The 26,011-nt window shown below is 68.2% G+C and carries 25 protein-coding genes; 7 read left to right on the top strand and 18 right to left on the bottom strand.

Annotated elements, in window-relative coordinates; genetic code table 11:
- The coding region (locus VLF18_RS02645; RefSeq protein ID WP_325278067.1) for a hypothetical protein at positions 1-1,223 on the top strand (1,223 nt) is incomplete at its 5' end.
- 3 nt (positions 1,224-1,226) lie between these two features.
- Here VLF18_RS02645 and VLF18_RS02640 read toward each other — a convergent pair.
- Entirely contained in the window at positions 1,227-2,165 is a 939-nt protein-coding gene (locus tag VLF18_RS02640; protein ID WP_325278066.1) for an isopenicillin N synthase family dioxygenase, read from the bottom strand.
- A gap of 68 nt (positions 2,166-2,233) precedes the next feature.
- A complete protein-coding gene (gene glmM, locus VLF18_RS02635; RefSeq protein WP_325278065.1) occupies positions 2,234-3,586 on the bottom strand; it encodes a phosphoglucosamine mutase in 1,353 nt (450 codons plus the stop codon).
- Between the two features lie 416 nt (positions 3,587-4,002).
- Between glmM and VLF18_RS02630 the strand changes: the two genes are divergently transcribed.
- The 3 genes from VLF18_RS02630 to VLF18_RS02620 all read left to right on the top strand — a co-directional run bounded on the left by VLF18_RS02630 (position 4,003) and on the right by VLF18_RS02620 (position 9,703).
- Positions 4,003-5,844 (top strand): S8 family serine peptidase, encoded by a 1,842-nt coding sequence (locus VLF18_RS02630; RefSeq protein ID WP_325278064.1) that lies wholly within the window; start codon positions 4,003-4,005, stop codon positions 5,842-5,844.
- A gap of 150 nt (positions 5,845-5,994) precedes the next feature.
- On the top strand, positions 5,995-7,800 hold the full coding sequence (locus VLF18_RS02625) for a S8 family serine peptidase (protein WP_325278063.1): 1,806 nt from the start codon (positions 5,995-5,997) through the stop codon (positions 7,798-7,800).
- Between the two features lie 94 nt (positions 7,801-7,894).
- A complete protein-coding gene (locus tag VLF18_RS02620) occupies positions 7,895-9,703 on the top strand; it encodes a S8 family serine peptidase (RefSeq protein ID WP_325278062.1) in 1,809 nt (602 codons plus the stop codon).
- Positions 9,704-9,723: 20 nt separating this feature from the next.
- Here the strand turns inward: VLF18_RS02620 and folP are convergent, their stop codons facing one another.
- The 3 genes from folP to rlmE form a co-directional block, all read right to left on the bottom strand.
- On the bottom strand, positions 9,724-10,614 hold the full coding sequence (gene folP / locus VLF18_RS02615) for a dihydropteroate synthase (protein WP_325278061.1): 891 nt from the start codon (positions 10,612-10,614) through the stop codon (positions 9,724-9,726).
- A gap of 85 nt (positions 10,615-10,699) precedes the next feature.
- Positions 10,700-12,625 carry an ATP-dependent zinc metalloprotease FtsH gene (ftsH, locus tag VLF18_RS02610; protein ID WP_325278060.1) on the bottom strand — a complete coding sequence of 642 codons (1,926 nt, stop codon included), beginning with the start codon at positions 12,623-12,625 and terminating at the stop codon, positions 10,700-10,702.
- An 11-nt stretch (positions 12,626-12,636) separates the two neighbouring features.
- On the bottom strand, positions 12,637-13,260 hold the full coding sequence (rlmE, locus tag VLF18_RS02605; protein ID WP_325278059.1) for a 23S rRNA (uridine(2552)-2'-O)-methyltransferase RlmE: 624 nt from the start codon (positions 13,258-13,260) through the stop codon (positions 12,637-12,639).
- Between the two features lie 95 nt (positions 13,261-13,355).
- On the opposite strand from rlmE, the gene yhbY reads away from it, so the two are divergent.
- Both yhbY and VLF18_RS02595 read left to right on the top strand, forming a co-directional pair.
- The gene (gene yhbY, locus VLF18_RS02600; RefSeq protein WP_325278058.1) at positions 13,356-13,652 is read left to right on the top strand and encodes a ribosome assembly RNA-binding protein YhbY; all 297 of its coding nucleotides are present in this window, start codon (positions 13,356-13,358) and stop codon (positions 13,650-13,652) included.
- A gap of 7 nt (positions 13,653-13,659) precedes the next feature.
- Positions 13,660-14,037 carry an Mth938-like domain-containing protein gene (locus tag VLF18_RS02595; RefSeq protein WP_325278057.1) on the top strand — a complete coding sequence of 126 codons (378 nt, stop codon included), beginning with the start codon at positions 13,660-13,662 and terminating at the stop codon, positions 14,035-14,037.
- A gap of 9 nt (positions 14,038-14,046) precedes the next feature.
- Here VLF18_RS02595 and VLF18_RS02590 read toward each other — a convergent pair whose 3' ends face one another.
- The 5 genes from VLF18_RS02590 to surE form a co-directional block, all read right to left on the bottom strand.
- Positions 14,047-14,961 carry a sigma-70 family RNA polymerase sigma factor gene (locus VLF18_RS02590; RefSeq protein WP_325278056.1) on the bottom strand — a complete coding sequence of 305 codons (915 nt, stop codon included), beginning with the start codon at positions 14,959-14,961 and terminating at the stop codon, positions 14,047-14,049.
- 160 nt (positions 14,962-15,121) lie between these two features.
- Positions 15,122-16,225: a peptidoglycan DD-metalloendopeptidase family protein gene (locus VLF18_RS02585; protein ID WP_325278055.1), complete on the bottom strand. Its 1,104-nt coding sequence runs from the start codon at positions 16,223-16,225 to the stop codon at positions 15,122-15,124.
- Between the two features lie 13 nt (positions 16,226-16,238).
- Positions 16,239-16,844, bottom strand: coding sequence for a DedA family protein (locus VLF18_RS02580; protein ID WP_325278054.1), 606 nt, complete (start codon positions 16,842-16,844; stop codon positions 16,239-16,241).
- Between the two features lie 43 nt (positions 16,845-16,887).
- Positions 16,888-17,565 (bottom strand): protein-L-isoaspartate(D-aspartate) O-methyltransferase, encoded by a 678-nt coding sequence (locus tag VLF18_RS02575; RefSeq protein WP_325278053.1) that lies wholly within the window; start codon positions 17,563-17,565, stop codon positions 16,888-16,890.
- The gene (surE, locus tag VLF18_RS02570; protein ID WP_325278052.1) at positions 17,562-18,341 is read right to left on the bottom strand and encodes a 5'/3'-nucleotidase SurE; all 780 of its coding nucleotides are present in this window, start codon (positions 18,339-18,341) and stop codon (positions 17,562-17,564) included. The genes VLF18_RS02575 and surE overlap by 4 nt, the downstream gene beginning before the upstream one ends.
- Before the next feature lie 116 nt (positions 18,342-18,457).
- On the opposite strand from surE, the gene VLF18_RS02565 reads away from it, so the two are divergent.
- Positions 18,458-19,015: a Smr/MutS family protein gene (locus VLF18_RS02565; RefSeq protein ID WP_325278051.1), complete on the top strand. Its 558-nt coding sequence runs from the start codon at positions 18,458-18,460 to the stop codon at positions 19,013-19,015.
- Between the two features lie 76 nt (positions 19,016-19,091).
- On the opposite strand, the gene VLF18_RS02560 is transcribed toward VLF18_RS02565, so the two are convergent.
- From VLF18_RS02560 to VLF18_RS02525, 8 genes are all read right to left on the bottom strand, one after another.
- Positions 19,092-19,313, bottom strand: a complete 222-nt coding sequence (locus VLF18_RS02560; protein WP_325278050.1) for a hypothetical protein — start codon at positions 19,311-19,313, stop codon at positions 19,092-19,094.
- Between the two features lie 135 nt (positions 19,314-19,448).
- A complete protein-coding gene (gene truD / locus VLF18_RS02555; protein ID WP_325278049.1) occupies positions 19,449-20,486 on the bottom strand; it encodes a tRNA pseudouridine(13) synthase TruD in 1,038 nt (345 codons plus the stop codon).
- Complete coding sequence (gene ispF, locus VLF18_RS02550) at positions 20,483-20,962, bottom strand: 2-C-methyl-D-erythritol 2,4-cyclodiphosphate synthase (protein ID WP_325278069.1); 480 nt, start codon at positions 20,960-20,962, stop codon at positions 20,483-20,485. The genes truD and ispF overlap by 4 nt, the downstream gene beginning before the upstream one ends.
- Positions 20,963-21,047: 85 nt before the next feature.
- Entirely contained in the window at positions 21,048-21,746 is a 699-nt protein-coding gene (ispD, locus tag VLF18_RS02545; RefSeq protein ID WP_325278048.1) for a 2-C-methyl-D-erythritol 4-phosphate cytidylyltransferase, read from the bottom strand.
- Positions 21,747-21,756: 10 nt separating this feature from the next.
- Entirely contained in the window at positions 21,757-22,068 is a 312-nt protein-coding gene (ftsB, locus tag VLF18_RS02540) for a cell division protein FtsB (protein ID WP_325278047.1), read from the bottom strand.
- 8 nt (positions 22,069-22,076) lie between these two features.
- Entirely contained in the window at positions 22,077-23,369 is a 1,293-nt protein-coding gene (gene eno / locus VLF18_RS02535; RefSeq protein WP_325278046.1) for a phosphopyruvate hydratase, read from the bottom strand.
- A gap of 58 nt (positions 23,370-23,427) precedes the next feature.
- Positions 23,428-24,261, bottom strand: coding sequence for a 3-deoxy-8-phosphooctulonate synthase (gene kdsA, locus VLF18_RS02530; protein WP_325278068.1), 834 nt, complete (start codon positions 24,259-24,261; stop codon positions 23,428-23,430).
- 2 nt (positions 24,262-24,263) lie between these two features.
- Positions 24,264-25,925 carry a CTP synthase gene (locus VLF18_RS02525; RefSeq protein ID WP_325278045.1) on the bottom strand — a complete coding sequence of 554 codons (1,662 nt, stop codon included), beginning with the start codon at positions 25,923-25,925 and terminating at the stop codon, positions 24,264-24,266.
- Positions 25,926-26,011: the final 86 nt, after the last annotated feature.

Raw genomic sequence — 26,011 nt, 5'->3', positions numbered from 1 at the left:
TCGCCGTCGTCGCCGGCGTCGGTCTCGCGAGCCTCGTGCCGATGCTGGTCGAGCAGGCACAGGCGGGCTTCACCGATCTTCAGACCATAGGCCAGTATTCGGACCGCGATCCGGCGCTGCCGACCCCGGCGCGTCTCGGCGCGATGCTGCTGAGCCTCGCGGGATATGGCGCAGAATATACATTGCGCTATTGGCTTGAAGTACCGCCGGCGCTGCGGCGCACGCTGATGCTGCTGCATCTTTTCGCACTGGCCGCCTGTGCGGCGCTCGCCCTGACTTCACCGTCGCGCGAGCGCCGGCGCATCGCCGTCGTGCTGCTGATTCTGTTGCCGCTGCAGTCGGCGTTCGTGCTCGCGCTGCGGCCGATCACGCCGTTCTGGATGATCTTCGCGCACCTGCCGGTCATCGCCGCGCTGATCGCGCTCGGCCTCGACCGCCTCTGCGATCAGGGCCGCCCCGCGCGCGCCGTCGCAGCGATGCTGCTCGTCGTCTGGAGCGCCTGGTCACTCGCGATCCACGGCGTGCTCGCGAATCCGCCGGAACAGGCGCTGGTGTCGACCGATCCGCCGGAGCGGCACGGTCTCATGAACGTGATTCGCCGGACCACGAACGGCGCACACCACACGATCCTGCTGCTCGCGATGCGCGATCGCTATGCGATCACCGCGCCGCTGTGCGCGCCGGCGACGCTGTACGCGCATTACGCCGAATTCGTCGACCAGTCGCTCGGCACGGGCCTGCTCGTGCGCTGCGGCCGCAGCGATCAGATCCGCATCGGCGGACCGCCGCGCGAGCGTGCGCTGATCGGCCTGCGCGACTACGCCTGGCGCCGCCTGGGCGCCGAGCCGCAGCAGCGCATCGCGCATCTGGGCTACAGCGCGGTCGCTCGCGTGCTGCAGGCCGGCGTCCCGTCGCCGCCGGCCGTGCCCGGCATGTTTCCCGCGCATCCGAATCTGCCGTCGAATCCCGTCGATTTCGTCGTGCAGGGCGAGACGGCCGCCGGCGAGTTCGTCGCGGTCACGCATCGCGCCGCGTTCTACGAGCCGTTCGAGGTCAGGGCCGCGACGGCCGACGGCCAAGCCGTCGAACCGCTGTACCGCGACCACATCACGTCGATCTACCGCGCGCCGCGCGCCGCCGCCGCCGCGGTGGCCTGGGCCATCACGGTGCATGCGAGCCGCGACCACGTCGACGTGGTCGCGTTCGCGGATGCGGCGCGTTGATCGTTACGCGAGCTTGATCTCGCGCAGGCGCTCCATGAGGTATTCGTGCGAGGTGATCGACGTCGAATAGCGGCTCGGGTTGTCCCGCGTGATGCAGGAAGCCAGCGGATCGAGCACGACGTCGGGGTTCGGGTGCAGGAAGAACGGCACCGAGTAGCGCGGCTTGCGCGCGAGGTCGCCCGGCGGATTGACGACGCGGTGCGTCGTCGACGGATACACGTGGTTGGTCAGCCGCTGCAGCATGTCGCCGATGTTGACGACGATCGTGTCGGACTCCGACGTGAACGGCACCCACTCGCCGGTGCGCGACTTGACTTCGAGGCCCGCCGCACTGGCGCCGACCAGCAGCGTGATGAAGTTGATGTCCTCGTGCGCGCCGGCGCGCACGTTCGGCACATCGGGCGCGGTGATCGGCGGATAGTGGATCGGGCGCAGGATCGAGTTGCCGTAGTCGGTCTTGTCCTCGAAGAAGGTCTCGGGCAGATCGATGTGCAGCGCCAGGGCGCGCAGCACGCGCGAACCGAGCTGGTCGAGCGCCGTGTACAGGCCGTAGCCGTAGTCGCGGAACCCGGCGATCTCCACCGGCCAGAGGTTCGGCGGCATCACGTCGGCGAAGCGCGAGTCGCGCGGGATCTCGCGGCCGACGTGCCAGAACTCCTTGAGATCGGGATATTTCGAATCCTTGGCCGTCTCGACGCCGAACGGCGTATAGCCGCGTGCGCCGCCGGTGCCGGCGAGGTGGTACTTCATCTTGGTTTCGGCCGGCAGCGCGAAGAACGCCTTGAAGCGCTCGTACGCCCCGTCGATCAACTCGCTGCTGATCCCATGACCGCGAATGCCTGCGAAACCCCACTCGCGGTAGGCGGCGCCGAGTTCGGCGACGAACGCGTCGCGATCGGTGTCGTAGCGGCGGATGTCCAGGGTGGGAATGGCTGCTGACATGAACGAATTCCTGCGGAGTGGACACGACGGCGCAAGCGCCGCGGGAGTGCGCCGCCGCCGCGGCAGCGCTAGACGGATTCCGTGGCCGCGGATTCTACGGCGCGTGCGAGCCGCCCGGCCAGCGCGTCGACGAGGGCCGCGTCGGCGGCCTCGATGGTCACGCGGATCAGCGGTTCCGTGCCCGAGGCGCGCAGCACGAGGCGTCCGCGGCCTTCGAGTTCGCGCTCGACCGCGGCGCGTTCGGCCAGCACGGCGGCATGTTCGAGCAGACCGCCCGCGTTCGCGACGCGCACGTTGCGCGTGATCTGCGGCAGCCGCTCCCAGCCCGCGCAGACGTTCGCCAGCCGCTCGCCGCGGCGCACGAGCACTTCGAGCACCTGCAGCGCGCTGACGATGCCGTCGCCGGTCGAGGCGCTGTCGAGGCAGAGCACGTGTCCCGAGGTTTCGCCGCCGAGCACGCCGGCAGTTTCCTTGAGCATGCGCATGACGTAGCGGTCGCCGACCTTCGCGCGCACGAAGCCGATGCCCGCCGCGGCGAACGCGCGCTCGAGCCCGTAGTTCGTCATCAGCGTGCCGACCACCGGACCGCTGAGGCGGCCGGTCGTCTGCCAGTCGCTCGCGAGCACGTAGAGGATGTCGTCGCCGTCGACGAGGCTGCCGCGATGGTCGATGAACTGCACGCGGTCGCCGTCGCCGTCGAAGGCGATGCCGAGGTCCGCGCCCTGCTCCACGACGGCGCGCTGCAGCGCGGCCGGACTCGTCGAGCCGCAGTCGCGATTGATGTTGAGGCCGTCGGGCTGCGTGCCGATCGTGGTGACCTGCGCGCCGAGTTCGGCGAACAGTTTCGGCGCGATCTGATACGTCGCGCCGTGAGCGCAGTCGATCACGATCTTGAGCCCGCGCAGATCGCGATCGTGCGGAAACGTGGAATTGCAGAATTCCGCATAGCGCGTCGCCGCGTCGGCGACGCGCGCGGCCTTGCCGATGCGCTCCGACGGCACCGTCACGAACGGCGCGTCGAGTTCGCTCTCGATCGCGATCTCGACTTCGTCGGCAAGCTTTTCGCCCGCGGCCGAAAAGAACTTGATGCCGTTGTCCTGATGCGGGTTGTGCGAGGCGCTGATCACGATGCCGGCGCTCGCGCGCAGACTGCGCGTGAGATAGGCGACGGCCGGCGTCGGCATCGGCCCGAGCAGCCGCACGTTCGCACCGGCGGCGACGAGGCCGGCTTCGAGCGCCGACTCGAACATGTAGCCCGAGATGCGCGTGTCCTTGCCGATGACGACGGTGGCGACGCCGTCGTCGCCGGCGAGCACCGTACCTGCGGCACGGCCGAGCTTGAGCATGAATTCCGCCGTGATCGGCCACTCGCCGACGTGCCCGCGAATGCCGTCCGTACCGAAATACCTGCGCTTGCTCATTCGTTGCTGCCGCCTGGAACGGCCCGCGCGCGACGGCGGCGGGAACCGGGCCGCGTAGGTTGCCAGACTGCGGGAGATCCGGCCACTTGAAAGGTTCCGGCTCGAGTCCGCGCAGCGGCTCCCGCGACCGGCATCCGGTCTGCACGGCCTGCCGGCGGGCATCGCAAGCGTTTTTTTCGGTTCCGCCGGCTCGTCGTCGAAATCCGGATTTCGCCATTTCCGGCGTTATCCGGCGCTTTTTTCCCTTGCTGCGGCGCCCCTCCGGAGAGGCCCGAACGAGCATCGCGTGGACAACCGAACATTGTTCGCTTTTTTCGGGAGCGCCGTTTTCAGGACCAGCAACGCGCCGCACTCGCGGAAAACGACGCCGCCGCAATCCCGCGGCAGGGACAGGCGTTGCCACCAGGAGAAACGTCATGTCTCGCAAACCCCTGAAGATCACGCAGCTCTCGCAGGCGCTCGTGCTCGCTTTCGCCGCGGCCGCTGTACAGGCCGCCGTGCCGGCCGGCGATGCGCCGCTGCGCGTGGACACCAGCGCGCTCGATGCCGCCACGCCGGTGTCGCGCCTCATCGTCACGCTCGACGCGAAGGCCGACGCCGCGGTACTGCGCAGCGAACTCGACCGCGCCGGCGCCGTGTTCGGCCGCCGCTTCGAGATCCTCCGCCAGCTCGCGACCGGCGCCTGGCTGATCGAAGCGCGCGACGGCGCGAAGGCCGGCGGCGTCGCCAGCTTCGCCGGCGCGGAAGCCGCGCTCGTCATGGAAGAACTGGCACGCAGCACCGCGGTCGCCGCGATCGAGCCCGACCGCCTGCTCACGCACACGCTCACGCCGAATGACGACCGCTATCCGGACCAGTGGGCCTATTTCCGCTCGCGCTTCGGCACGAACGCCGCAGGCGCCTGGCACTATTCGACCGGCACCGGCATCAAGGTCGCCGTGATCGACACGGGCATCACGCCGCACAGCGATCTCGACGCGAACATCGTCGGCGGCTACGACTTCATCTCGAGTTCGACGACCGCGCGCGACGGCGACGGCCGCGATCCGGATCCGAACGACGAGGGCGACTGGTACGAGATCGGCGACTGCGCGGCCGACCCGAACGGCAGCGAGAACTCGAGCTGGCACGGCTCGCACGTCGCCGGCATCGTCGCCGCAGTCACGAACAACAGCTTCAAGGGCACGGCCGGCATGGCCTACGGCGCGAAAGTCGTGCCGCTGCGCGTGCTCGGGCGCTGCGGCGGCTCGCTCTCGGATGTCGTCGACGCGATCGTCTGGGCCTCGGGCGGCTCGGTCGCCGACGTTCCGGCGAACGTGAATGCCGCGCAGGTCATCAACCTGAGCCTCGGCGGCCAGGGCAGCTGCAGCGCGAACATGCAGAGCGCGATCAACACGGCCGTCAACAACGGCGCCGTCGTCGTCGTCGCCGCCGGCAACTCCGCTGCGAACGTCTCGGGGTTCACGCCGGCCCGTTGCAACAACGTCGTCGCCGTCGCCGCGACGACGACGACCGGCGCGCTCGCCGCCTATTCGAACTATGGCGACAAGATCGACGTCGCCGCACCGGGCGGCATCCTGTCGACGGTCAACACGGGCACGACGACGCAGGTCGCCGAGGGCTACAAGACGCTCAATGGCACCTCGATGGCCGCGCCGCAGGTCGCTGGCCTCGCCGCGATGATCCTGGCCGAAGACACGTTCACGCCGCAGCAGGTCGAGAACCTCATGAAGTACAACGGCACGGCCGCGCTCGACTGCGCGTTCGATTCGGTCAAATCCTGCGGGTGGGGCCTCATCGATGCATTGCACACGCTGCGCGCGGTCGGCGAGGGCTTCAACGGAGACCTGATCGCGAGCCCGAGCCCGGCCAGCTTCATCAAACCGAAATTCTTCGAGAACGCGAACAACTATTTCCTCGCGCCGGGCGTCACGGAACTCGTGCCGAACACGGTCTGGGGCCAGTACGGCGCGAACGCGCCGTCGTCGATGACCGTGAAGTTCAAGCTCGGCGCACGCGGCATCGGCACCGTCATCGACCCGAAGAAGTACAAGATTGAACTTCTCGCACCGAACAACAGCGTCGTGAAGGTGCTCCACAACCAGACCTCGGCGTTCACCTACACGCAGACCGTCAACGCGTCGGCCGAAATCGCCGACGGCCTGTGGAAGCTGCGCGTGCTCAATTCCGGCAGCGCGAACAACGTCTACATCGACAGCTGGAGTCTCGGCTTCCCGGGCATCTTCGATCCGCTCTAGGCCCGGCCGGCGCCCTGACACGGCAGGCGCCGCTGCGGCAAGGTGAAATGTTCGTTTTTTCCGCCTGGTCCGTTTTTCTGCTGCAGAGAGAACCACCGGCGCCGCCGCAGAGTGCGGCGGCGCCGCGCATCGCCTGCCGGAGGTAGATCCATGCACCGACATGCCGTAAAAGCCGCGCTGCTCGCGCAGGCGATCCTGTGCACCGCGAACGCCGCAGCGACGGAAACCGGCGCATCGCCGCATGCCGGCGTTCCGCCGCCGCGCGCTGAAGCCCGCCTTATCGTCACGCCCGCTGCAGGTACGGACATCGCGGCGCTGCGTGCCGAACTCGACCGCGCCGGAGCGCAGCAGAACATCCGTTTCGACACGCTGCGGCAGCTGGCGACGGGCGGCTGGCTCGTCGAAGTCCGCGATGCCGACGGCGCGCGCGCGACACCGGACGCCGCGGAAATGACGCGCGTCGTGCGCGAACTCGCGCGCCGTCCTGCACTGGCGGCGGTCGAACCGGACCGCATGCTGACGCATGCCTTCACGCCGAACGACGAGTTCTACCCGCAGCAGCCGGCGTATTTCCGGGCGAACTTCGGCACGAACACGGCCGGCGCCTGGCACTACTCGACCGGTACCGGCGTGAACGTCGCGGTGATCGATTCCGGTATCACGCCGCACACCGACCTCGCCGGGAACGTGCTCGGCGGTTACGACTTCATTTCAGACAGCGATTCGGCCCGCGACGGCGACGGCCGCGATGCAGATCCCAACGACGAGGGCGACTGGCACGCCGCCGGGGAATGCGCGAACGCGCCGGACCTCGACAAGAACTCCAGCTGGCACGGCACGTTCGTCGCCGGCGCGATCGCGGCGCGAACGAGCAACGGCAAGGGGGTCGCCGGCATGGCCCATGGCGCGAAAATCGTGCCGGTGCGCGCGCTAGGACGCTGCGGCGGCGCGCTGTCGGATATCGCCGAAGCCATCGTCTGGGCTTCGGGCGGCAGCGTCGCCGGGGTGCCGGCCAACGCGAATCCGGCCAAGGTCATCAATCTGAGCATCAGCGGGCCGGGCAGCTGCAGCGCGACCCTGCAGGATGCGATCGATACGGCCGTCGGCAACGGCGCGGTGGTCGTGGCCGCCGCCGGCAATGCCGGTGTCGACGTCGCGAACTACACGCCCGCCAACTGCGACGACGTGGTCGCGGTCGCGGCGATGGTTGCCTCCGGCAACTTCCCGCTCCTGTCCAACTACGGCGAGAAGATCGACGTAACCGCGCCTGCGACCCTGATAGCCACGATGAATTCGGGCCCGACCACGCAGACGACCGAGACCTATTCCTCGCGATCGGGCACCTCGACGGCCGCAGCGCAGGTATCCGCCCTTGCCGCGATGATCCTGGCGCAGGGCGCTTACTCGCCGCTGCAAGTCGAAAATCTCATGAAATACAATGGAACATTGGTACTCGACTGCATCTTCGACGAAGTGAATTCCTGCGGATGGGGCGTCATCGATGCGCTCCATACGCTGCGCGCGGTCAGCGTCGGCTACGACGGCAATGCGGTGGCCACGCCGTTGCCGTCGCTGTTCACGCGACCGACGTTTTTTGAAAACACCGCCAACTACTACATCCCGCCCGGCGCAGGCCGGTCCTCGCCCACCACGGTCTGGGGACAGTACGGCAAGAGCGCCTCTGCGGCGACCATCGTGAAGTTCAAGCTCGGCGTGCGCGGCACGGGGACCATCAATCCGCGCGAATTCCGTATCCGCTTGCAGAGTGCGTCGAGCGCGGCTTTCAAGACATTGCACGACCACGGTCCGGCTTTCGCGTTCACGCAGACCGTCGATGTCTCCAGCGGCCCGGCCGACGGCCTCTGGTACCTGCACGTGGACAACGGCGGCGATGCGAACAACATCTATGTCGACAGCTGGAGCCTCACGTTTCCGAGCGGCGGAGGCCCGCTCTGACGGCTGCGACCCGTTCCGATCCGCGAATGAAACAACGGTGCCGTCATGGCCGCCGCCCTGCGGCGGTCCGGACTTACCCTCTGCGAGGTGCTCCATGCCTACATCCAGCGTTACGAAGGCCGGGCTTGCACTGATCCTGCTCTCCGCGACGGCAACGGCCGCAACAGCGCCGCGCGTCGACACCAGCGCCGAGGCCGCGAACGTCGCGATCTCGCGTCTCATCGTGAAACTCGCTCCGGGCAAAGACTCCGGCGCACTGTCGGCGACGCTGGAGCGCGCCGGTCGTGCGAGCGGCCGGCGCCTGACGCCGCTGCGGCAACTCGCGACCGGCGGCTGGCTGATCCAGGCGGAGGATTCCGCCGGCTCCGCCGCCCTCCTCGGGCCCGACGAAACCGCGCGGCTCATGCACGATGTCGCGCGCGATCCGTCCGTCGCCTCGATAGAGCCCGATCGCCTGCTCAAGCCGGCGTTCACGCCGAACGACGAGCACTACGTCCTGCAGCCCTGGTATTTCCGCGAGCGCGTCGGCACCAACACGGCCGGCGCCTGGCACTACTCCACCGGTGCCGGCGTGAACGTCGCCGTGATCGACACGGGCATCGTTCCGCACAGCGATCTTGCGGCCAACGTGCTGGACGGCTACGACTTCATCACCGATGCGGCGGCGGCGCGTGATGGCGACGGCCGCGATGCGAACCCCAACGACGAAGGCGACTGGTACGCCGTCGGCGAATGCCCCGACGTTCCCGGCGACAGCAAGTTCTCCGGCTGGCATGGCACGCACGTCGCCGGCTCGATCGCGGCGCTGGCCAACAATGCCTCCAAGGGCATCGCCGGGATGGCCCATCACGCGAAGATCGTGCCGGTGCGCGTGCTCGGACGCTGCGGCGGCACCGTCTCTGACATCGCCGAAGCGCTGATCTGGGCTTCGGGCGGCGCCGTCTCCGGCACGCCGGTCAATGCCAATCCGGCAAGCGTTCTCAATCTGAGCCTCAACGCCCCCGGCAGCTGCAGCACGACCATGCAGGATGCGATCGACGCGGCAGTCGCCAACGGTGCCGTCGTCGTCGTCGCGGCGGGCAACAATGCATCCAATGTGGACTACTACACGCCGGCCAACTGCGAGCAAGTCGTCACGGTCGCGGCGACCGACCTGCAGGGCCAGATCCATCCCTATTCCAACTATGGCGACAGGATCGATGTCGCCGCGCCGGGCCAGGCACTGTCGACGATCGACGTGGGCACGACCGTGCAGGCCGGCGAGGGCTACCGCATCTACATCGGAACCTCGACGGCCGCGCCGCAGGTCTCCAGCCTCGCCGCGATGATTCTCGCCGAGGGACCCTTCACGCCGCGCCAGGTCGAGAACCTCATGAAGTACAACGGCACGGCGCTGCTGGACTGCACCTTCGACGCCGTCAAGTCCTGCGGCTGGGGCTTGATCGACGCACTGCATACGCTGCGCGCGGTAGGCGCGGGCTATGACGGCAACGCCGTGTCGACGCCGATTCCCTCGTTCTTCCCCAAGCCGACCTACTTCGAGAACACGGCCAACTACTACGTGCCGGCGACGGGCCTCTACGCGAGTTCGCCGAATACGGTCTGGGGCCAGTACGGCGCGAACGGCCCGGCCGGGGCGATCGTCAATTTCAAGCTCGCCGTACGCGGGACGGGCAGCGTCAATCCGCGCGATTTCCGCATCGCGCTCGTCGGCGTCAACGGCTCCACGATCAAGGTGCTGCACGATCGCGGCACCGTGCTCACCACCACGCAGAGCATCAACGCGTCGGCCTTTACCGGTGACGGAATCTGGTCGCTGGTCGCGAAAAATTTCGGCACGGCCAACAACGTCTACATCGACAGCTGGAGCCTGAGCTTCCCGGGCGGCGGCGGCCCGCTGTAGCCGGCTCAGCCGTCGTCGGCTCAGTCGTCGTCGCCCCAGCGCACGCGCGGCGGCGGCGATGTTCTCGCCGGCTTGGCGACGCCTACCGCGTTCCAGACCGCGAGCGCGTCGGCCGTCGCAGCGACGTCGTGCACGCGCACGATGGCTGCGCCGCGCTGCACGGCGAGCAGCGCCGCGGCGCTCGATGCGTGCACGCGTTCGGCCGGCTCGCCGCGGCCGCTGAGCTTGCCGAGAAACGACTTGCGCGACAGTCCGACGAACAGAGGCAGGTTCAGCGCCGCAAACTGCTGCAGCTCGCGCAGCAATTCCACATTGTGTTCGAGCGTCTTGCCGAAGCCGAAGCCCGGGTCGACGATCAGGCGCTTGCGCGGTATGCCCGCAAGTTCGCACTGGAAGACGCGATCGGCGAGAAAGCGCTTGATGTCGGCGACGACCTCGTCGTAGTGCGGATCGGCCTGCATGCTGCGCGGCTCGCCCTGCATGTGCATCAGGCAGACCGGCACGCCGAGTTCGGCGGCTGCGTCGAGCGCCCCGTCCCGGCGCAGCGCGTAGACGTCGTTGATGAGTCCGGCACCGGCACGGACCGCGGCGCGCATGACGCCGGGCTTGGAGGTGTCGATCGCAATCGGTACCGCCGTTTCGCGCGCCAGTGCCTCGATGACGGGGATCACGCGGCGCAGCTCTTCCTCTTCGGAAACCGCGTCGGCGCCCGGACGCGTCGATTCGCCGCCGACATCGAGCAGGTCGGCGCCCTGCGCCACCAGCGCGAGACCGTGGCGGACCGCCGCATCGGCGTCGAAATGATCGCCGCCGTCGGAGAACGAATCCGGCGTGACGTTGACGATGCCGCAGATGCGCGGGCGGTCGAGCACCAGCTCGCGGCCGGCGCAGTCGATCGTGGAATGGATCATGCCTGACTCCTCGCGTTGCCCGAAGATCGCTCATAAATGCAAAAGGCCGCGTATGCGGCCTTTTGCACCAACGTCGTCGCCCGACTCAGCCGCCGGTCGAATTGCGCGTGACCGCCGGGTCGCCGATCGGGCTTTCGCCGCGCGGACCGCTGGCCGGCGTGCTGCCGTTCTTGCTGCTGCCGTTCCAGTCCTTCGGCGGCGGCGGTTCGCGGCCTTCCATGATCGCGTCGATCTGCAGCGCGTCGATGGTTTCGTACTGCAGCAGCGCCTTGGCCATCACGTCGAGCTTGTCGCGGTTGTCGGTCAGGATCTGCGTCGCCTGCGCGTAGGCCTTGTCGAGGATCGAGCGCACGACTTCGTCGATCTTGCGCGCGGTCTCGTCGGACACGTTCTTGTGCTGCGTCACCGAGCGGCCGAGGAACACTTCGTCTTCCTGCTCGCCGTAGGCGATCGGGCCGAGCTCGTCGGACAGCCCCCACTTCGTGACCATGTTGCGCGCCATTTCGGTCGCACGCTTGATGTCGTTGGACGCGCCGGTCGTGACCTTGTCGGCGCCGAAGATCAGTTCCTCGGCGACGCGACCGCCATAGAGCGAGCACAGGTTGCTGTGGATGAACGTCCGGTTGTAGCTGTAGCGGTCGCCCTCGGGCAGGAACATGGTCACGCCGAGCGCGCGGCCGCGCGGGATGATCGTGACCTTGTGCACCGGGTCGTGCTCGGGCATCAGGCGCCCGACGATCGCGTGACCGGCCTCGTGATACGCGGTATTGCGCTTTTCGTCTTCGCTCATCGCCATGGAGCGTCGTTCGGCGCCCATCATGATCTTGTCCTTGGCGCGGTCGAAGTGGCTCATGAGGACTTCGCGCGAATTCTCGCGCGCGGCGAACAGGGCGGCTTCGTTGACGAGGTTCGCGAGATCGGCGCCCGAGAAACCCGGCGTGCCGCGCGCGATGACCATGGGGTCGACGTCGGAGGACACCGGCACCTTGCGCATGTGGACCTTGAGGATCTGCTCGCGGCCGCGCACGTCGGGCAGCGGCACCACGACCTGGCGGTCGAAGCGGCCCGGACGCAGCAGCGCGGGATCGAGCACGTCGGGACGGTTCGTCGCGGCGATGACGATGATGCCCTCGTTGCCTTCGAAGCCGTCCATCTCGACGAGCAGCTGATTCAGCGTCTGCTCGCGCTCGTCATGACCGCCGCCCAGACCGGCGCCGCGATGACGGCCGACCGCGTCGATTTCGTCGATGAAGATGATGCAGGGGGCATGCTTCTTGGCCTGCTCGAACATGTCGCGCACGCGCGCGGCGCCGACGCCGACGAACATCTCGACGAAATCGGAACCGGAAATCGTGAAGAACGGCACCTTGGCCTCGCCGGCGATCGCCTTGGCGAGCAGGGTCTTGCCGGTGCCCGGCGAGCCGACCATCAGCACGCCGCGCGGAATCTTGCCGCCGAGCTTCTGGAACTTGCCCGGGTCGCGCAGGAAGTCGACGAGTTCCTTGACGTCGTCCTTGGCCTCGTCGCAGCCGGCGACGTCGGCGAAGGTGACCTTGACCTGGTCCTCGCCCTGCAGGCGTGCGCGCGAACGGCCGAAGCTCATCGCGCCGCGGCCGCCGCCGCCGGACTGCATCTGGCGCATCACGTAGATGAGGAAGCCGATGAAGATCAGGAACGGCGCCCAGTTGACGAGGATGCTCAAGAGCGACACGCCGTTGTCCGACGGCTCGACGCGCATCTTGTCGACCTTCTTCTGCAGCGCGTTGATGTTCTCTTCGGTCGGCAGGAACGTTGTGCGTACCGAGGTGCCGTCCTTGAGCTTGGCCTCGATCGTGCGGTTGTCGTTGTGGACGAGGACTTCGGACACGGCGTTGTGTTCCACCTTGTCCATGAAGTCGGAATAGGCGAGATCCTGCGTGCCCGTCCCGCGCGGGTTGAAGCTCTGGAACACCGTCAGCAGCACTACCGCGATGATGAGCCAGAGCAGCAGGTTCTTGGCCATGTCATTCATCAAAACACTCCTTACGCGCGCCGGCCCCGGGCCAGTGCATAGACTTCGTTGGATCGTGACCGCGAAGCCTTGGGTTTACGGATGCTGACGCGGGTAAATGCCGTCCGCAAGTTTCTAACGTAGTCGTCGAAACCGACGCCCTGGAACAGCTTGATCAGAAAATCGCCGCCGGGCCTGAGCCATCGGACGGCGAAATCGAGCGCCAGTTCCGACAGATGCATGGCACGTGCCTGGTCGACGAGGTCCACGCCGCTCATATTGGGGGCCATGTCCGACAGCACAAGATCCACGCGGGCGCCTTCCAGTCGCGCCTCGAGTTCCGCCAGGACGCTGTCCTCGCGGAAGTCGCCGCAGATGAAGTCGACGCCGGAGATCCCCTGCATCGGCAGGATGTCGAGCGCGACGATACGACCGCGCCCCTTGAGCCTTTCGTTCACGAGCTGCGACCAGCCGCCCGGCGCGGCGCCGAGGTCGACGACAGTCATGCCGGGCTTGAGCAGGTCGTCGCGCTCCAGCAGTTCGTCGAGCTTGAACACCGCGCGCGACCGATACCCCTCGGCCTGGGCTTTCTTGACGTAGGGATCTTTGAAATGTTCCTGCAGCCAGCGCTGGCTGCTCTTGCTGCGTGACGACATGGAGATTCGGCAAAACCGGCGCGGGGTCTGCGGCCGCGCATGATACCCTGTGCGCCTTGCCTGCGGTGCAGCACCGCGTCCCAGCCCCGAATCCCATGCCTCTGAGCACTAGCCAGCGCCGCTATCTGCGCGGCCTCGCCCATGATCTGAAACCCGTCATCCTGGTCGGCGCCAAGGGCGTCACCGACGCACTGATCCAGGAATTCAGCCTCGCGCTGGACCACCACGAACTCGTGAAGGTTCGCATCCCGGCCGAGGAACGCACCGATTTCGCCGCTCAGGCCGCGCAGCTCGCCGAGGCCACCGGCGCCGAAACCGTCCAGACCATCGGCCGCACCGCGGTCTACTTCCGCCGCAACGCCGAGAAGCCGGTCGTCGCGCTGCCGCGCTGAGGCTGCCGTGCAGCTGTCGCTGAACCGCCCCGGGGAATACCTGTTCGTGCGCAAGGTCGGCGCGACGGCGATCACCGTCGTCGACCGCGACCTCGCGCGAAGCTTCATTCTGGCGCCGGACCGTGCGATCGAGGAGTGGCCCGTCTGCGACGTGAACGCCCTGGATGAGTCCGCCGTCGGACCCATCCTCGCGCTGGCGCCGGCCGTCGTGATTCTCGGCAGCGGCCCGCGCATCGTGTTTCCGTCGCAGGCCGTGCTCGCCACCTTCCTCAAGCGCGGCATCGGCATCGAAGTCATGGACAACGCCGCCGCCGCGCGGACGTTCAACGTGCTCGCCGGCGAAGGCCGCCGCGTCGTCGCGGCATTCGTACTGCCGGCGGGCTGAGCGGCAGCGTCAGTCGCGCTTGCCGACGCCTTCGGCTTCGCCGAGCCGGCGCAGGCGCGCCAGTGCCTCGACCTGGATTTGACGCACGCGTTCGCGCGTGAGGCCGAGCTCCTCGGCGATCTCGGCCAGTGTCTGCGCGGCGTGGCCGGCCAGACCGTAGCGCCGCTCGACGACGAGGCGCTGCCGCGGCGTCAGCTTCGCAAGCCAGCCCGGCAGGCGCACGTCGGCGAGCTCGACGAGTTCGCGGCTGCTCGACCCGGTGCCGGCGGTGTCGGCGGCGAGCTGTTCGACGAGCGCGCGGTGGTCGGCTTCGGACATCGGCGCGTCGAGCGAACGGATTTCCTCGGTCGCGCAGAACAGCGCGGCGACGTCGGCGACGGATTTGTTCAGCGCGCCGGCGAGTTCGTCCTGGGTCGGCTGCCGCTCGAGCGTCAGCAGCAGTTCGCGCCGCGCGCGCAGCGCCTGGGCCAGTTCGCGCAGCACGTGCACCGGCACGCGCACGGTACGCCCCTGCTGCATCAGCGCGCGCTGCACCGATTCGCGTATCCACCAGGTTGCATAGGTCGAAAAGCGCAGGCCGCGCGCCGGTTCGAACTTCTCGACCGCGCGGATGAGGCCGAGATTGCCTTCGGCGATCAGGTCGAGCAGCGGCACGCCGCGTCCGACATAGCTGCGCGCGATCGCGACGACGAGACGCAGGTTGGCTTCGATCATCTGCCGCCGCGCTTCGGCATCGCCGGCGGCGACGCGTTCGGCCAGCGCGCGTTCGCGCCCCGCATCGAGCAGCGGGATCAGGCCGATTTCATTGAGGTAGGCACCGGTCGACGTACGCGCCTCGTCGTCCTGCGGCGGCTCGACGACGTCGAGCAGCGCCAGCATGTCGTCGGCGTCCAGCGAAGGGTCGTCGCGCGCGGTCGAAGTCATTGCGTCAGCATACTCCGAGGGGCGTCAGGTCGCCCGAAGGGCGAGTGGCGGTTGGCGAGTAGCGAGTGAAGAGGAGTGAGAAAAAAGCGGGGTGCGTCGCAGCGGCGCTTGCACTCTTTCCTCACTCCTCTTCAACTCTTTTCCCGGCTCTTTTCCTGCCCTACCGCGCCGGCAGGTACTCCAGCGGGTTCACCGGCTTTCCGTTGCGCCGTATTTCAAAATGCAACATTTCCCGATTGGAACCACCCATCTCGGCGATGACCTGGCCCGCCTTGACGGTTTCGCCTTCCTTCACGAGCCGCTTGCGGTTGTGACCGTAGGCGGACAGGAACGAGGCCGAGTGCTTGACGATGACGAGTTCGCCGTAACCGAGCAGGCCGTTGCCGCTGTAGACGACGGTGCCGTCGGCGGCGGCCGCGACATTGGCGCCGGCGCTGCCGGCGATGTCGACGCCCTGGCGCGTCTGGTCGCCCGAGACGAACGTACCGACGACCTTGCCGCCGGCCGGCCAGCGCCAGCTGATGCCGCCGCTGTTGAGCACCGGCGTCGCCGGTCCCGGCGCGGTCGCGGCCGTGGTGTTCGCACCGGGCGCGAGCGCACCGGCCTTCGGCGGCACGGCGACCGGATCGGGCGGCGGCGCAGCCGAGACCGGCGGCGGCGCCGGAACGGCGGCGATCGCCGGTGTGGGCACCGGTGCCGTCGCCGCAGCGGCGGAATTCGGCGGCGGCTTCGCGACCGGCGGCGGTGCCGTCGTCGCAATGCGCTCGTTGCTGGGCGGCGTGGCCGTGCGCACGGCGCGCGGATCGACGCGCGTATTCGGCGGCGTCGCCGGCGCGGGCGGGGGAACCGCGGCGACCCGGCGCGGCTCGTCGGGAAGCGACGTGATCGTCGTCGTGTCGTTGCCCGCCGGCACGGCGGTCACGGCGACGCCTTCGGCCGACGGCGGATCGGCCAGCTTCAGCTCCTGGCCAACGAAGATGCGGAACGGCGACTCGATGCGGTTGATGCGCGCGAGTTCGCGGTAGTCCATGCCGTTCTTGAACGCGATCGAATAGAGCGTGTCGCCGGCGCCGACCCGGTGCGTCGCGATCGGCGCGCGCTCGCGCACCTCGCGCGGCGGCGGTGCTACGGGTCGCGGCCGGTCATCGAGCGCTATTTCTTCGACCGGTGCCGGCGGCGTGCTCGCGCAGGCGCTCAGCAGCAGCGCCAGCAGCGTGCCGGCCGCGGCCTTCGCGTTCGTCGTCCAGGAATGCTCGCGTCGCATCGACTGCCCTTCCTCAGGTCCGCAGCTTGAGCCAGACGACGACGCCGACGAGCAGCGCGACGACGAGCCAGCCCAGCCACTCGACATACTTGTGCAACAGCGCCTCGGCCTTCGGCCCACCCAGACGGATCGCGCCGGTGACCGCGTACACGCGCTTGCCGCGGCCGACGATCATGCCCGGAATGAACGCGATCATCGGTATGCCGACGATGCCCGAAGCCCACGTGAAGATTTTTAGCGGAACCGGAATGAACCCGGCGAGTACGAGCATGACGAACGCGGCCCAGGCATTGCCGGCGACTTCGGTGCGCAGTTTCAGGACCATCGCGTCGATCGCCGGCAGCCAGCCGAGCGCGTCGAACAGCGGACGCAAGGCCTCGAACGCGAAGTGTCCGAGCGCATAGCCGGCGACCGCGCCGATCAGCGAAAACACGAGACTCACGGTCGCGTAGCGAAACCAGTGGCTCGGCCGCGCGAGCGTCATCGGCGCGAGCATGACCTCGGGCATGACCGGAAAGATGATGGCTTCGATGAAGCTGAGCCCGGCGAGCAGCCGCTCGGCCTGCGGATGCGCGGCCCAGACCAGCGCCTTTTCGTAGAGCGGCTTGAACAGTCTCATGCGAAGGTCCGTCCCTGGAATGCGCCGGCTGCGCGGCGCGGCATCAAAGTACGCCGCCCAAGAGCGGCACGAAGCTGACCTTGCACAGTACCTCTCGTAGGCGGTGTTCGCCGTCGCGGCGCACGCGCACGAGTTCCTGCCGTCCGGCCGGACCGACCGGCGCGACGAGCACGCCGTCCGGCGACAGCTGATCGAGCAGCGCGGCTTCGAGGTCGGCGCCGGCGGCGGTCAGCACGATGCCGTCGAACGGCGCTTCCTCGGGCCAGCCGAGACGGCCGTCATCGTGCTTGGAGCGCACGTTCGCGATGCCGAGCTTTCGGAAGCGCCGGCGCGCATTGCGCAGCAGTTCTTCGATGCGCTCGACCGTGTAGACCTGGTCGACGAGCACGGCCAGCACGGCGGCCTGATAGCCCGAGCCCGTGCCGATCTCGAGCACGCGCTGCGGCCGGCCGAACTCGAGCAGCGCCTCGCTCATGCGCGCGACGACCCAGGGCTGCGAAATCGTCTGGCCCTGGCCGATCGGCAGCGCGGTGTCCTCGTAGGCGCGCGTGGCGAGCGCTTCCTCGACGAACAGGTGACGCGGCAGTTCGCGCATGACGTCGAGCACGCGGCGGTCGCGGATGCCGTCGGCCTGCAGGCGTTCGATGAGGCGGTCTCGTGCGCGCTGCGAAGTCATGCCGAGGCCGCGCGCTTCCGGCGTCAGGCGCGAATACGCGGTCATGCGGAACCGCTCTCCGCGGGGTGCGGCAGGCTCGTGACCCAGCCCGCGACTTTTTCGAGCGCCTGATAACGCGTCAGGTCGACCTGGATCGGCGTGATCGAAATCGAGCCTTCGCGCACGGCGTGAAAGTCGGTGCCGGGACCGTCGTCCTCGGCCTCGCCGGCCGGGCCTATCCAGTAGATCGGACGGCCGCGCGGGTCGCGTTCGCGTATGCACGGCGCGGAACGGTGGCGCCGGCCGAGCCGCGTCACGGCGAAGCCACGAATCTCGTTCCAGGGCCGGTCGGGCACATTGACGTTGAGTATCGTGTCGGCCGGCAGCGGATCGACGAGCAGCCGCTGCATCAGCACGAGGGCCGCCTGCGCCGCGGTTTCGTAGTGCTTGGCCTCATGGTTGTGACAGACCAGCGACACGGCGATGGCCGGAAGTCCGAGAAAACGGCCTTCCATGGCGGCCGAGACGGTGCCGGAATAGATGACGTCGTCGCCGAGGTTCGGCGCGTTGTTGATGCCGGAGACCACGATGTCGGGCTGGAAGTCGAGCAGGCCGGCGAGCGCGAGGTGAACGCAGTCGGTCGGCGTGCCGGCGACGCGGTAGCGGCCGTCATCCATGCGGCTGACGCGGATGGGTTGATCGAGCGTCAGCGAGTTGCTGGCGCCGGAGCGGTCGCGGTCGGGCGCGACGACGGTGACGCTGCCGACGACGGCCAGACGCTCGGCCAGTACGCGTATGCCCGGCGCGTCGACGCCGTCGTCGTTGGAAACCAGAACTCGCATGCCGTAGATCCGCGGAAACAGGCGGAAAGTTTAGCGGATTCGCTGCGCTGCGACCTGCCGATGACGTAAGGTGGCGGCGGCCGTGCTGCTGTCGGCACGAAGGAAGCCTGCCTGCCATGCGCAAACGCCCTCGCCTGTCTCCGCTCGTCAGCGACGCCGACCGCGCGCTGTTCGAGGAAGCGATAGGTCCGGTGCGCCGTCACGTTCCTGCCGAGCCCGCGCGGGAAACGCCGCGGCCGGCACCCGAGCCGCGCCAGTTCGAACTCGACGAAGCGCGCGTGCTCGACGAACTTCTGACCATGCGGATCGACCCGGCCGAAATCGAAGTCGGCGAGGAACTGAGCTACCTGCGCGACGGCTATCGGCCCGACGTGCTCAAGCGGCTAAAGCGCGGCAGCTACAGCGTGCAGGACGAGATCGACCTGCACCAGATGACGGCCGAAGTGGCGCGCACGGCGATAACGGGTTTTCTCGCCGAGGCGCATCAGCGCGGGCTGCAGTGCGTCAAGCTGATTCACGGCAAGGGCCTGCGCTCGCGCGCGGCGGGCCCGGTGATCAAGCGCCTCGTCGACCGGATGCTGCGGCAGCGCGACGACGTCGTCGCGTTCGCATCGGCCCGCGCCGAACAGGGCGGCACGGGAGCGGCGCTGGTCCTGCTGAAACACAAGAAATAGCGGCCGACGGCCGGGAACGGCGGTCGCGGTCGAACCGACCGCGCGATGCCGCCGGCGTCGCCGGACGGCGTCGCGCTCAGTCTTTCTTGTCGTCTTCCTTGCGGCCCTTGCGGGGCAGGTTCACCCAGGTGACGCTGTAGCCGCGATCGTTGGCCCACTTGTTGACCGAGACGATCTTTTCCTGGTCGACCTGATAGTCGTAGCTCGTCTTGTTCGAGCCGCCGCCGGTGCTCGCGCAACCGCCGAGCGCCAGGCCGGCGACGGCGATGGCGGCGCTTACGAAAAGGGTTCTGTTCATGACGATCTCCTCGCGTTACTGGTTGGCGCGCCGAGGTATCGGCGCCGTGTGGAACCCAGTATAGGAAGCGTCTTACGGCACGGAAGCGGGCTGCGCCCAACTCGCGATTTCCGCTACAGCGGCCGCGGCTGGCGACTATTCTTGCACCGGTTCGGCCGCGTCGGCAGTGCCGGAATCGGCCACCTCGCGCAGCAGCGTGGTCGCGTAGCTGCCGGCCGGCAGCGCGAACGAGACGACGAGCGCATCGCCGTCCCAGGCAAAGCCCGGCTCTTGCGCGACCAGGCGCAGGCTGCGCCGTTCCTGAGCGAGCCCGGCGGCTTCGAGCCCGCGCGCGAGATCGCCGTGCGCCGAGGCGGCGTCGCGCTCCAGTACGGCAACGGCATCGGCCGAGCGCAGCGGACCCGCGCCCCAGAGCGGACCGGTCGGATGGATGTCGCCGCGCGCGAGCCGCCCGGCGAGTTCGGGCGTCGCCGCTTCGGGGCCGAAGATGCTATGGCTGCCGTCGAGCATCCAGACGTCGCCGGGCAGCGCCCGGTCCCAGTCGCCGCGCCGCACGCGTGCGGCGAGCACCTCGTTGAACACCTGCGAACGTGCCGCGGACAGCAGCAGGCTGCGCTCGTGCCGCGACACGCGGCGGCCGTCGAACATGGCCTGCGCGCGCGCGACGTTGTCGCCGTCGCGGCCGAAGCGCTGTTCGCCGAAGTAGTTCGGTACGCCGCGCGCGAAGATCGCCGCGAGCCGCGCCTCGGCCCCGGTGCGATCGCCCTGCACGTCGCGCAGCACGATGCGGAAACGGTTGCGCTTGAGCGCGCCGCGCTTGAGCTTGCGGCCGTGGCGCTGCGCGTCGAGCACACGGAAGTCATCGCCGCTCAGCGTTTCCCAGGCGAGATCGCGCTTGACCGGCACGGCGACCGAAAACGTCTGGCGCGTGACCGCGTGGCGATCCTTGAGTCCGGCATAACTCACGGCCTCGGGCGCGACGCCGACGAAACGCGCGATCTGCCGCGCGACCCAATCGGTGTTCGCGCCGCGCTTCTCCACGCGCACGAACACATGCTCGCCGGCACCGTCCGGCGCGAAGCCGAGATCCTCGTCGACGAAGAAGTCCTCGGGCTGCGCGCGCAGCCGCGCGCGCAGCGGCGGTCCGCCGAACGCGAACGGAAGCTCGCTCATGCCGGGCTCCGCACGACGAGCGCGACCGCCATCGCCGCGATGCCTTCGCCGCGGCCGGTGAACCCCAGCTGCTCGCTCGTCGTCGCCTTGATGCTGATCGCGTCGACGCCGCAGCCGAGGTCCTCGGCGAGGCGCTCGCGCATCGACTGCGCATGCGGCCCGACCTTCGGCCGCTCGGCGATCACGGTCACGTCGGCGTTGCCGAGCGCATAGCCGCGCTCGCGCAGCAGCTCGCGGCAGTGGCGCAGGAACACGCGGCTGTCGGCGCCGCGCCAGCGCTCGTCGCTCGGCGGAAAATGCTTGCCGATGTCGCCGAGCGCGAGCGCGCCGAGCAGCGCATCGCAGAGCGCATGAATCACGACGTCGCCGTCCGAATGCGCCACGACCCCGCGCGTGTGCGGAATCGCCACGCCGCCGAGCACGACATGGTCGCCCGGCCCGAATGCATGTACGTCGAAGCCTTGTCCAATTCGCATGGTCATCCGATTTCCAGAATCCGGCAGGTCGCCGTAAGCCGCAGGCGCGCCGCGACATCGAGGTGCGCCTGCGGCTCGCGGCGACCTACGGTAGTTGGGGTCGCTTCAACAGGAACTCCGCCAGCGCGAGGTCCGCGGGCGTCGTCACCTTGATATTGTCTTCGCGGCCTTCGACGAGCAGCGGCGCATGGCCGGCACGCTCCATCGCCATGGCCTCGTCGGTGATCGCGATGCCGTCGGCTGCGGCCGCTGCGAGCGCCGCTTCGAGCGCCGCACGCGGAAAGATCTGCGGTGTCAGCGCACGCCAGCGCGCTTCGCGCGGCTCGGTCGCGACGACGCGGCCATCGTCGCCGGCGCGCTTGAGCGTGTCCCGCAGCGGCGCGGCGAGCAGCCCGCCGCCGGCGGATGCGGCCGTATCGATCAGGCGCGTGATGTCCGTCGCGTCGATGCAGGGTCGTGCCGCATCGTGCACGAGCACGGCATCGCCGGCGGCGACCGACGCCGGCAGCGCGCGCAATCCGGCCAGCACCGAATCGGCGCGCTCCGCGCCGCCGGTCGCGCGCAGCAGCGGCTTGCCGAGCACTTCGACGATTCCCTGCACCCAGCTCGCATCGTCGGCCGCAACGACGAGCATGAGCCCGGCGATGCGCGGATGCGCCGCGAGCCGTTCGAGCGTATGCAGCAGCAGCGGCTTGTCGTTGAGACGCAGATACTGCTTGGGCACGTCGCCGCCGAAGCGGCGGCCGCGGCCCGCGGCCGGTACGACACACCAGAATCCGCTCATGGCCGCGCGCTCACTTCTGTTGCGGCGGAGACGGTTCGGCCGGCGTCGCCGGTTCGACGACCTGGTAGAAGGTCTCGCCGGGCTTGACCAGGCCGAGTTCCGAACGCGCGCGCTCCTCGATCGCGTCGCGGCCTTCCTTGAGATCGCGCACTTCGGCCTGCAGGGCCTCGTTGCGCGCCTTCAGCGCCTCGTTCGCCTTGCGCGTCTCGGCGACGGTGCCGCGCAGACTTTCGACGTCGCGCACGCCGCCCGCTCCGGTCCACAGCTTGATCTGCAGGACGATCAGCAATGCGAGCAGGATCAGGGCGGCGTAGCGCAGCACGGCTCGTCTCAGCCGAACAGGTTCGGCAGGTTCGGGAACGCGTGGCGGCCGGCGTAGACGGCGTCCGCGCCCAGCGCTTCCTCGATGCGCAGCAGCTGGTTGTACTTCGCGACGCGGTCGCTGCGGCACAGCGAGCCGGTCTTGATCTGCGTCGCCGTCGTCGCGACCGAGATGTCGGCGATCGTGGTGTCCTCGGTCTCGCCCGAGCGATGCGACACGACCGACGAATAGCGCGCGGCGTCGGCCATCGCGATCGCTTCGAGCGTCTCGGTCAGCGTGCCGATCTGGTTGACCTTGATCAGGATCGAGTTCGCGATCTGCTTGTCGATGCCCTGCTTGAAGATCGCCGTGTTCGTGACGAACAGGTCGTCGCCGACGAGCTGCACGTTCTTGCCGAGCTTGTCGGTCAGCACTTTCCAGCCGTCCCAGTCGCCTTCGGCCATGCCGTCCTCGATCGTGATGATCGGATAACGCGCGCACCAGTCGGCGAGGAAGTCGGCGAACTGTTCGGAGGAGAGGCGCTTGCCTTCGCCGTGCAGGTTGTATTTACCGTTCTCGAAGAATTCCGAACTCGCGACGTCAAGGCCGAGGTAGACGTCTTCACCGGCCTTGTAGCCGGCCTTCGCGATCGCTTCGAGGATGGTTTCGACGGCTTCCTCGTTGGACTTCAGATCCGGCGCGAAGCCGCCTTCGTCGCCGACCGCGGTCGACAGGCCGCGGCCCTTCAGCACGGATTTCAGCGCGTGGAAGATCTCGGTGCCGCAGCGCAGCGCTTCGGAGAAGCTCGCGCAGCCGACCGGCAGCACCATGAATTCCTGCATGTCGACATTGTTGTCCGCATGCGCGCCGCCGTTGACGATGTTCATCATCGGCACCGGCAGGCGCGCCGGACGCGCACCCGCGAGATGCTTCCACAGCGGCAGGCCGCGCGCCGCGGCGACCGCATGCGCATTGGCGAGCGACACGCCGAGCAGCGCGTTGGCGCCGAGGTGGTTCTTGTTCGGCGAACCGTCGAGTGCAATGAGCTTGCGATCCAGCGCCGTCTGATCCGCCGCGTCGAAACCGGCCAGCGCCGACGCGATCGTCGTATTCACGTTCGCGACGGCCTTGGTCACGCCCTTGCCGAGGTAACGCGTCTTGTCGCCGTCGCGCAGCTCGACCGCTTCGCGCGAACCGGTCGACGCGCCCGACGGCACCGCGGCGCGGCCGGTATGGCCGCTCGACAGCGTGACTTCGGCTTCGAGCGTGGGATTGCCGCGGGAATCGAGGATTTCGCGCGCGTGGATCTTGGTGATGTTCATCGGGGTTGAAAGTCCGTAGCGATGAGAAACAGGTTCAACAGCGGGTTCATCCGCCGAATCAGGCAGCCGACTCGCGCACGATCGCCCGCTTGGCGACGGCGTCGATCTCGAGCAGCGTCTCCAGCAACATTTCCATCTTTGCCAGCGGCCACGCATTCGGCCCGTCGCTGAGTGCCTTGTCCGGATCCGGATGCGTCTCGGCGAACAGGCCGGCGATGCCGACCGCAACGGCCGCGCGCGACAGCACCGGCACGAATTCACGCTGGCCGCCGGACTTGCCGTCGGCGCCGCCGGGGAGCTGCACCGAATGCGTCGCGTCGAACACGACCGGACAGCCGGTGTCGCGCATGACCGACAGGCTGCGCATGTCGGAGACGAGGTTGTTGTAGCCGAAGCTCGCGCCGCGCTCGCAGACCATGATCTGCTCGTTGCCGGTGGCCTTGGCCTTGGCCGCGACGTGCTTCATTTCCCAGGGCGACAGGAACTGCCCTTTCTTGATGTTGACCGGCTTGCCGGCCTTCGCGACGTTCTGGATGAAATCGGTCTGGCGGCAGAGGAAGGCCGGCGTCTGCAGCACATCGACGACGCTCGCGACCTCGTCCATCGGCGTGTATTCGTGCACGTCGGTCAGCACCGGCACGCCGAGCTGGCGCTTCACTTCGGCGAGCACCTTGAGGCCTTCTTCGAGGCCGGGGCCGCGGAAGCTCGTGCCCGAGGTGCGGTTGGCCTTGTCGAAGCTCGACTTGAAGATGAAGTTCACGCCGAGCCGGCCGGTGATTTCCTTGAGCGTGCCGGCCGTGTCGATCTGCAGCTGCAGCGACTCGATGACGCAGGGACCGGCGATCAGGAACAACGGCTGGTCGAGGCCGGCCTTGAATCCGCAGAGTTCCATGCTCATGCGCCGGCCGCCTCGGCCAGACGCGGCGCCGTGCGCACGACTTTGTATTCGCGCGCGGCCTGCACGAAGCCGATGAACAGCGGATGGCCCTCGCGCGGCGTGGAGGTGAATTCCGGATGGAACTGGCAGGCGAGGAACCACGGATGGTTCGGCAGCTCGACCATCTCGACGAGCAGGTCGTCCATCGACTTGCCGGCGATCGTGAGCCCCAGATCCTCGAACTGCTGGCGATAGAGATTGTTGAACTCGTAGCGGTGACGATGCCGTTCGCGCACGACGTCCTGGCCATAGAGCTTGCGTGCGAGCGAGCCGGCCTTGAGGCGGCATTCCTGCGCGCCGAGGCGCATCGTGCCGCCGAGGTCGGATTCCTCGGTGCGCTTTTCGACGTCGCCGGCGGCCGTGCGCCACTCGGTGATCAGCGCGATGACCGGATGCGCGCAGTTCTTTTCGTTCTCGCTCGAATTCGCGCCGTCGAGGCCGGCGATGTTGCGTGCGAAGTCGACGACGGCCGCATGCATGCCGTAGCAGATGCCGAAATACGGCACGCCGTTCTCGCGCGCCCAGCGCGCCGCGGCGACCTTGCCTTCGAAGCCGCGCTTGCCGAAGCCGCCGGGCACGAGCACCGCGTCGCAGTCCTTCAGCGCCGCGCCGCCTTCGGCCTCGATCTGCTCGGATTCGAGCCAGCGCAGATCGACGCGCGTGGACTGCTTGATGCCGCCGTGACGCAGCGCCTCGCCGAGCGACTTGTAGGCGTCCTTGTGCTCGACGTACTTGCCGATGATCGCGATCGTGACCTCGTCCTTCGGATTCTCGACCGCGGCGACGACGCGGTCCCAGGCCGAGAGATCGGCCGGGCCCGCGTCCAGACGCAGATGGTCGATCACGAGGCGGTCGAGCCCTTGCTGATGCAGCCACGACGGCAGCTGGTAGATCGTGTCGACGTCCATCGCGCTGAGCACGGCGCGCTCGGGAACATTGGTAAAAAGCGCAATCTTGCGGCGCTCGCTGTCGGGCAGCGGCTGCTCGCAGCGGCACAGCAGCACGTCGGGCTGGATGCCGATCGTGCGCAGCTCCTTGACGGAATGCTGCGTCGGCTTGGTCTTGATTTCGCCGGCGGCCTTGATGTACGGCACGAGCGTCAGGTGCATGAACATGCATTTCTCGGGGCCGTGTTCGATGCGGATCTGGCGGATCGCTTCGAGGAACGGCTGCGACTCGATGTCGCCGACCGTGCCGCCGATTTCCACGAGCGCGACGTCGTAGCCGCGCGTGGCCTCGTAGATGCAATGCTTGATCTCGTCGGTGATGTGCGGAATCACCTGGACGGTCGCGCCGAGATAGTCGCCGCGGCGCTCCTTGCGGATCACGGCCTCGTAGATCTTGCCGGTCGTGATCGAGTTGCGCCCGGTCAGGCGCGTGCGCACGAAGCGTTCGTAGTGACCCAGGTCGAGGTCGGTTTCGGCGCCGTCGTCGGTGACGTAGACCTCGCCGTGCTGGAACGGGCTCATGGTGCCCGGGTCGACGTTGATGTAGGGATCGAGCTTCATCATCGTCACGCGCAGGCCGCGCGCTTCGAGGATGGACGCAAGAGAGGCGGCGGCGATGCCCTTGCCTAGCGAGGACACCACACCACCGGTAACGAAGATCAGAGGGGTCATGAGCAGCGGGGATGGCTGGAAAACCCGATTTTACCGGCATCCCGCCCCGTCTGCGAGCCGCGGGCATTCAGCCGCCGCCTCTCGGC

It is taken from the genome of Tahibacter sp. (assembly GCF_035481375.1).
Lineage (GTDB): Bacteria > Pseudomonadota > Gammaproteobacteria > Xanthomonadales > Rhodanobacteraceae > Tahibacter.
The sequence above is the reverse complement of the archived record's forward strand: the minus strand, read 5'-3'. Positions and strand labels throughout refer to the sequence as shown.

Bases quoted from the DNA above. Each gene is read 5' to 3' on its own strand.
- VLF18_RS02640 (WP_325278066.1), bottom strand. From the start codon at position 2,165: ATGTCAGCAGCCATTCCCACCCTGGACATCCGCCGCTACGACACCGAT.
- glmM (WP_325278065.1), bottom strand. From the start codon at position 3,586: ATGAGCAAGCGCAGGTATTTCGGTACGGACGGCATTCGCGGGCACGTC.
- VLF18_RS02630 (WP_325278064.1), top strand. From the start codon at position 4,003: ATGTCTCGCAAACCCCTGAAGATCACGCAGCTCTCGCAGGCGCTCGTG.
- VLF18_RS02625 (WP_325278063.1), top strand. From the start codon at position 5,995: ATGCACCGACATGCCGTAAAAGCCGCGCTGCTCGCGCAGGCGATCCTG.
- VLF18_RS02620 (WP_325278062.1), top strand. From the start codon at position 7,895: ATGCCTACATCCAGCGTTACGAAGGCCGGGCTTGCACTGATCCTGCTC.
- folP (WP_325278061.1), bottom strand. From the start codon at position 10,614: ATGATCCATTCCACGATCGACTGCGCCGGCCGCGAGCTGGTGCTCGAC.
- ftsH (WP_325278060.1), bottom strand. From the start codon at position 12,625: ATGAATGACATGGCCAAGAACCTGCTGCTCTGGCTCATCATCGCGGTA.
- rlmE (WP_325278059.1), bottom strand. From the start codon at position 13,260: ATGTCGTCACGCAGCAAGAGCAGCCAGCGCTGGCTGCAGGAACATTTC.
- yhbY (WP_325278058.1), top strand. From the start codon at position 13,356: ATGCCTCTGAGCACTAGCCAGCGCCGCTATCTGCGCGGCCTCGCCCAT.
- VLF18_RS02590 (WP_325278056.1), bottom strand. From the start codon at position 14,961: ATGACTTCGACCGCGCGCGACGACCCTTCGCTGGACGCCGACGACATG.
- VLF18_RS02585 (WP_325278055.1), bottom strand. From the start codon at position 16,225: ATGCGACGCGAGCATTCCTGGACGACGAACGCGAAGGCCGCGGCCGGC.
- VLF18_RS02580 (WP_325278054.1), bottom strand. From the start codon at position 16,844: ATGAGACTGTTCAAGCCGCTCTACGAAAAGGCGCTGGTCTGGGCCGCG.
- VLF18_RS02575 (WP_325278053.1), bottom strand. From the start codon at position 17,565: ATGACCGCGTATTCGCGCCTGACGCCGGAAGCGCGCGGCCTCGGCATG.
- surE (WP_325278052.1), bottom strand. From the start codon at position 18,341: ATGCGAGTTCTGGTTTCCAACGACGACGGCGTCGACGCGCCGGGCATA.
- VLF18_RS02565 (WP_325278051.1), top strand. From the start codon at position 18,458: ATGCGCAAACGCCCTCGCCTGTCTCCGCTCGTCAGCGACGCCGACCGC.
- VLF18_RS02560 (WP_325278050.1), bottom strand. From the start codon at position 19,313: ATGAACAGAACCCTTTTCGTAAGCGCCGCCATCGCCGTCGCCGGCCTG.
- truD (WP_325278049.1), bottom strand. From the start codon at position 20,486: ATGAGCGAGCTTCCGTTCGCGTTCGGCGGACCGCCGCTGCGCGCGCGG.
- ispF (WP_325278069.1), bottom strand. From the start codon at position 20,962: ATGCGAATTGGACAAGGCTTCGACGTACATGCATTCGGGCCGGGCGAC.
- ispD (WP_325278048.1), bottom strand. From the start codon at position 21,746: ATGAGCGGATTCTGGTGTGTCGTACCGGCCGCGGGCCGCGGCCGCCGC.
- eno (WP_325278046.1), bottom strand. From the start codon at position 23,369: ATGAACATCACCAAGATCCACGCGCGCGAAATCCTCGATTCCCGCGGC.
- kdsA (WP_325278068.1), bottom strand. From the start codon at position 24,261: ATGGAACTCTGCGGATTCAAGGCCGGCCTCGACCAGCCGTTGTTCCTG.
- VLF18_RS02525 (WP_325278045.1), bottom strand. From the start codon at position 25,925: ATGACCCCTCTGATCTTCGTTACCGGTGGTGTGGTGTCCTCGCTAGGC.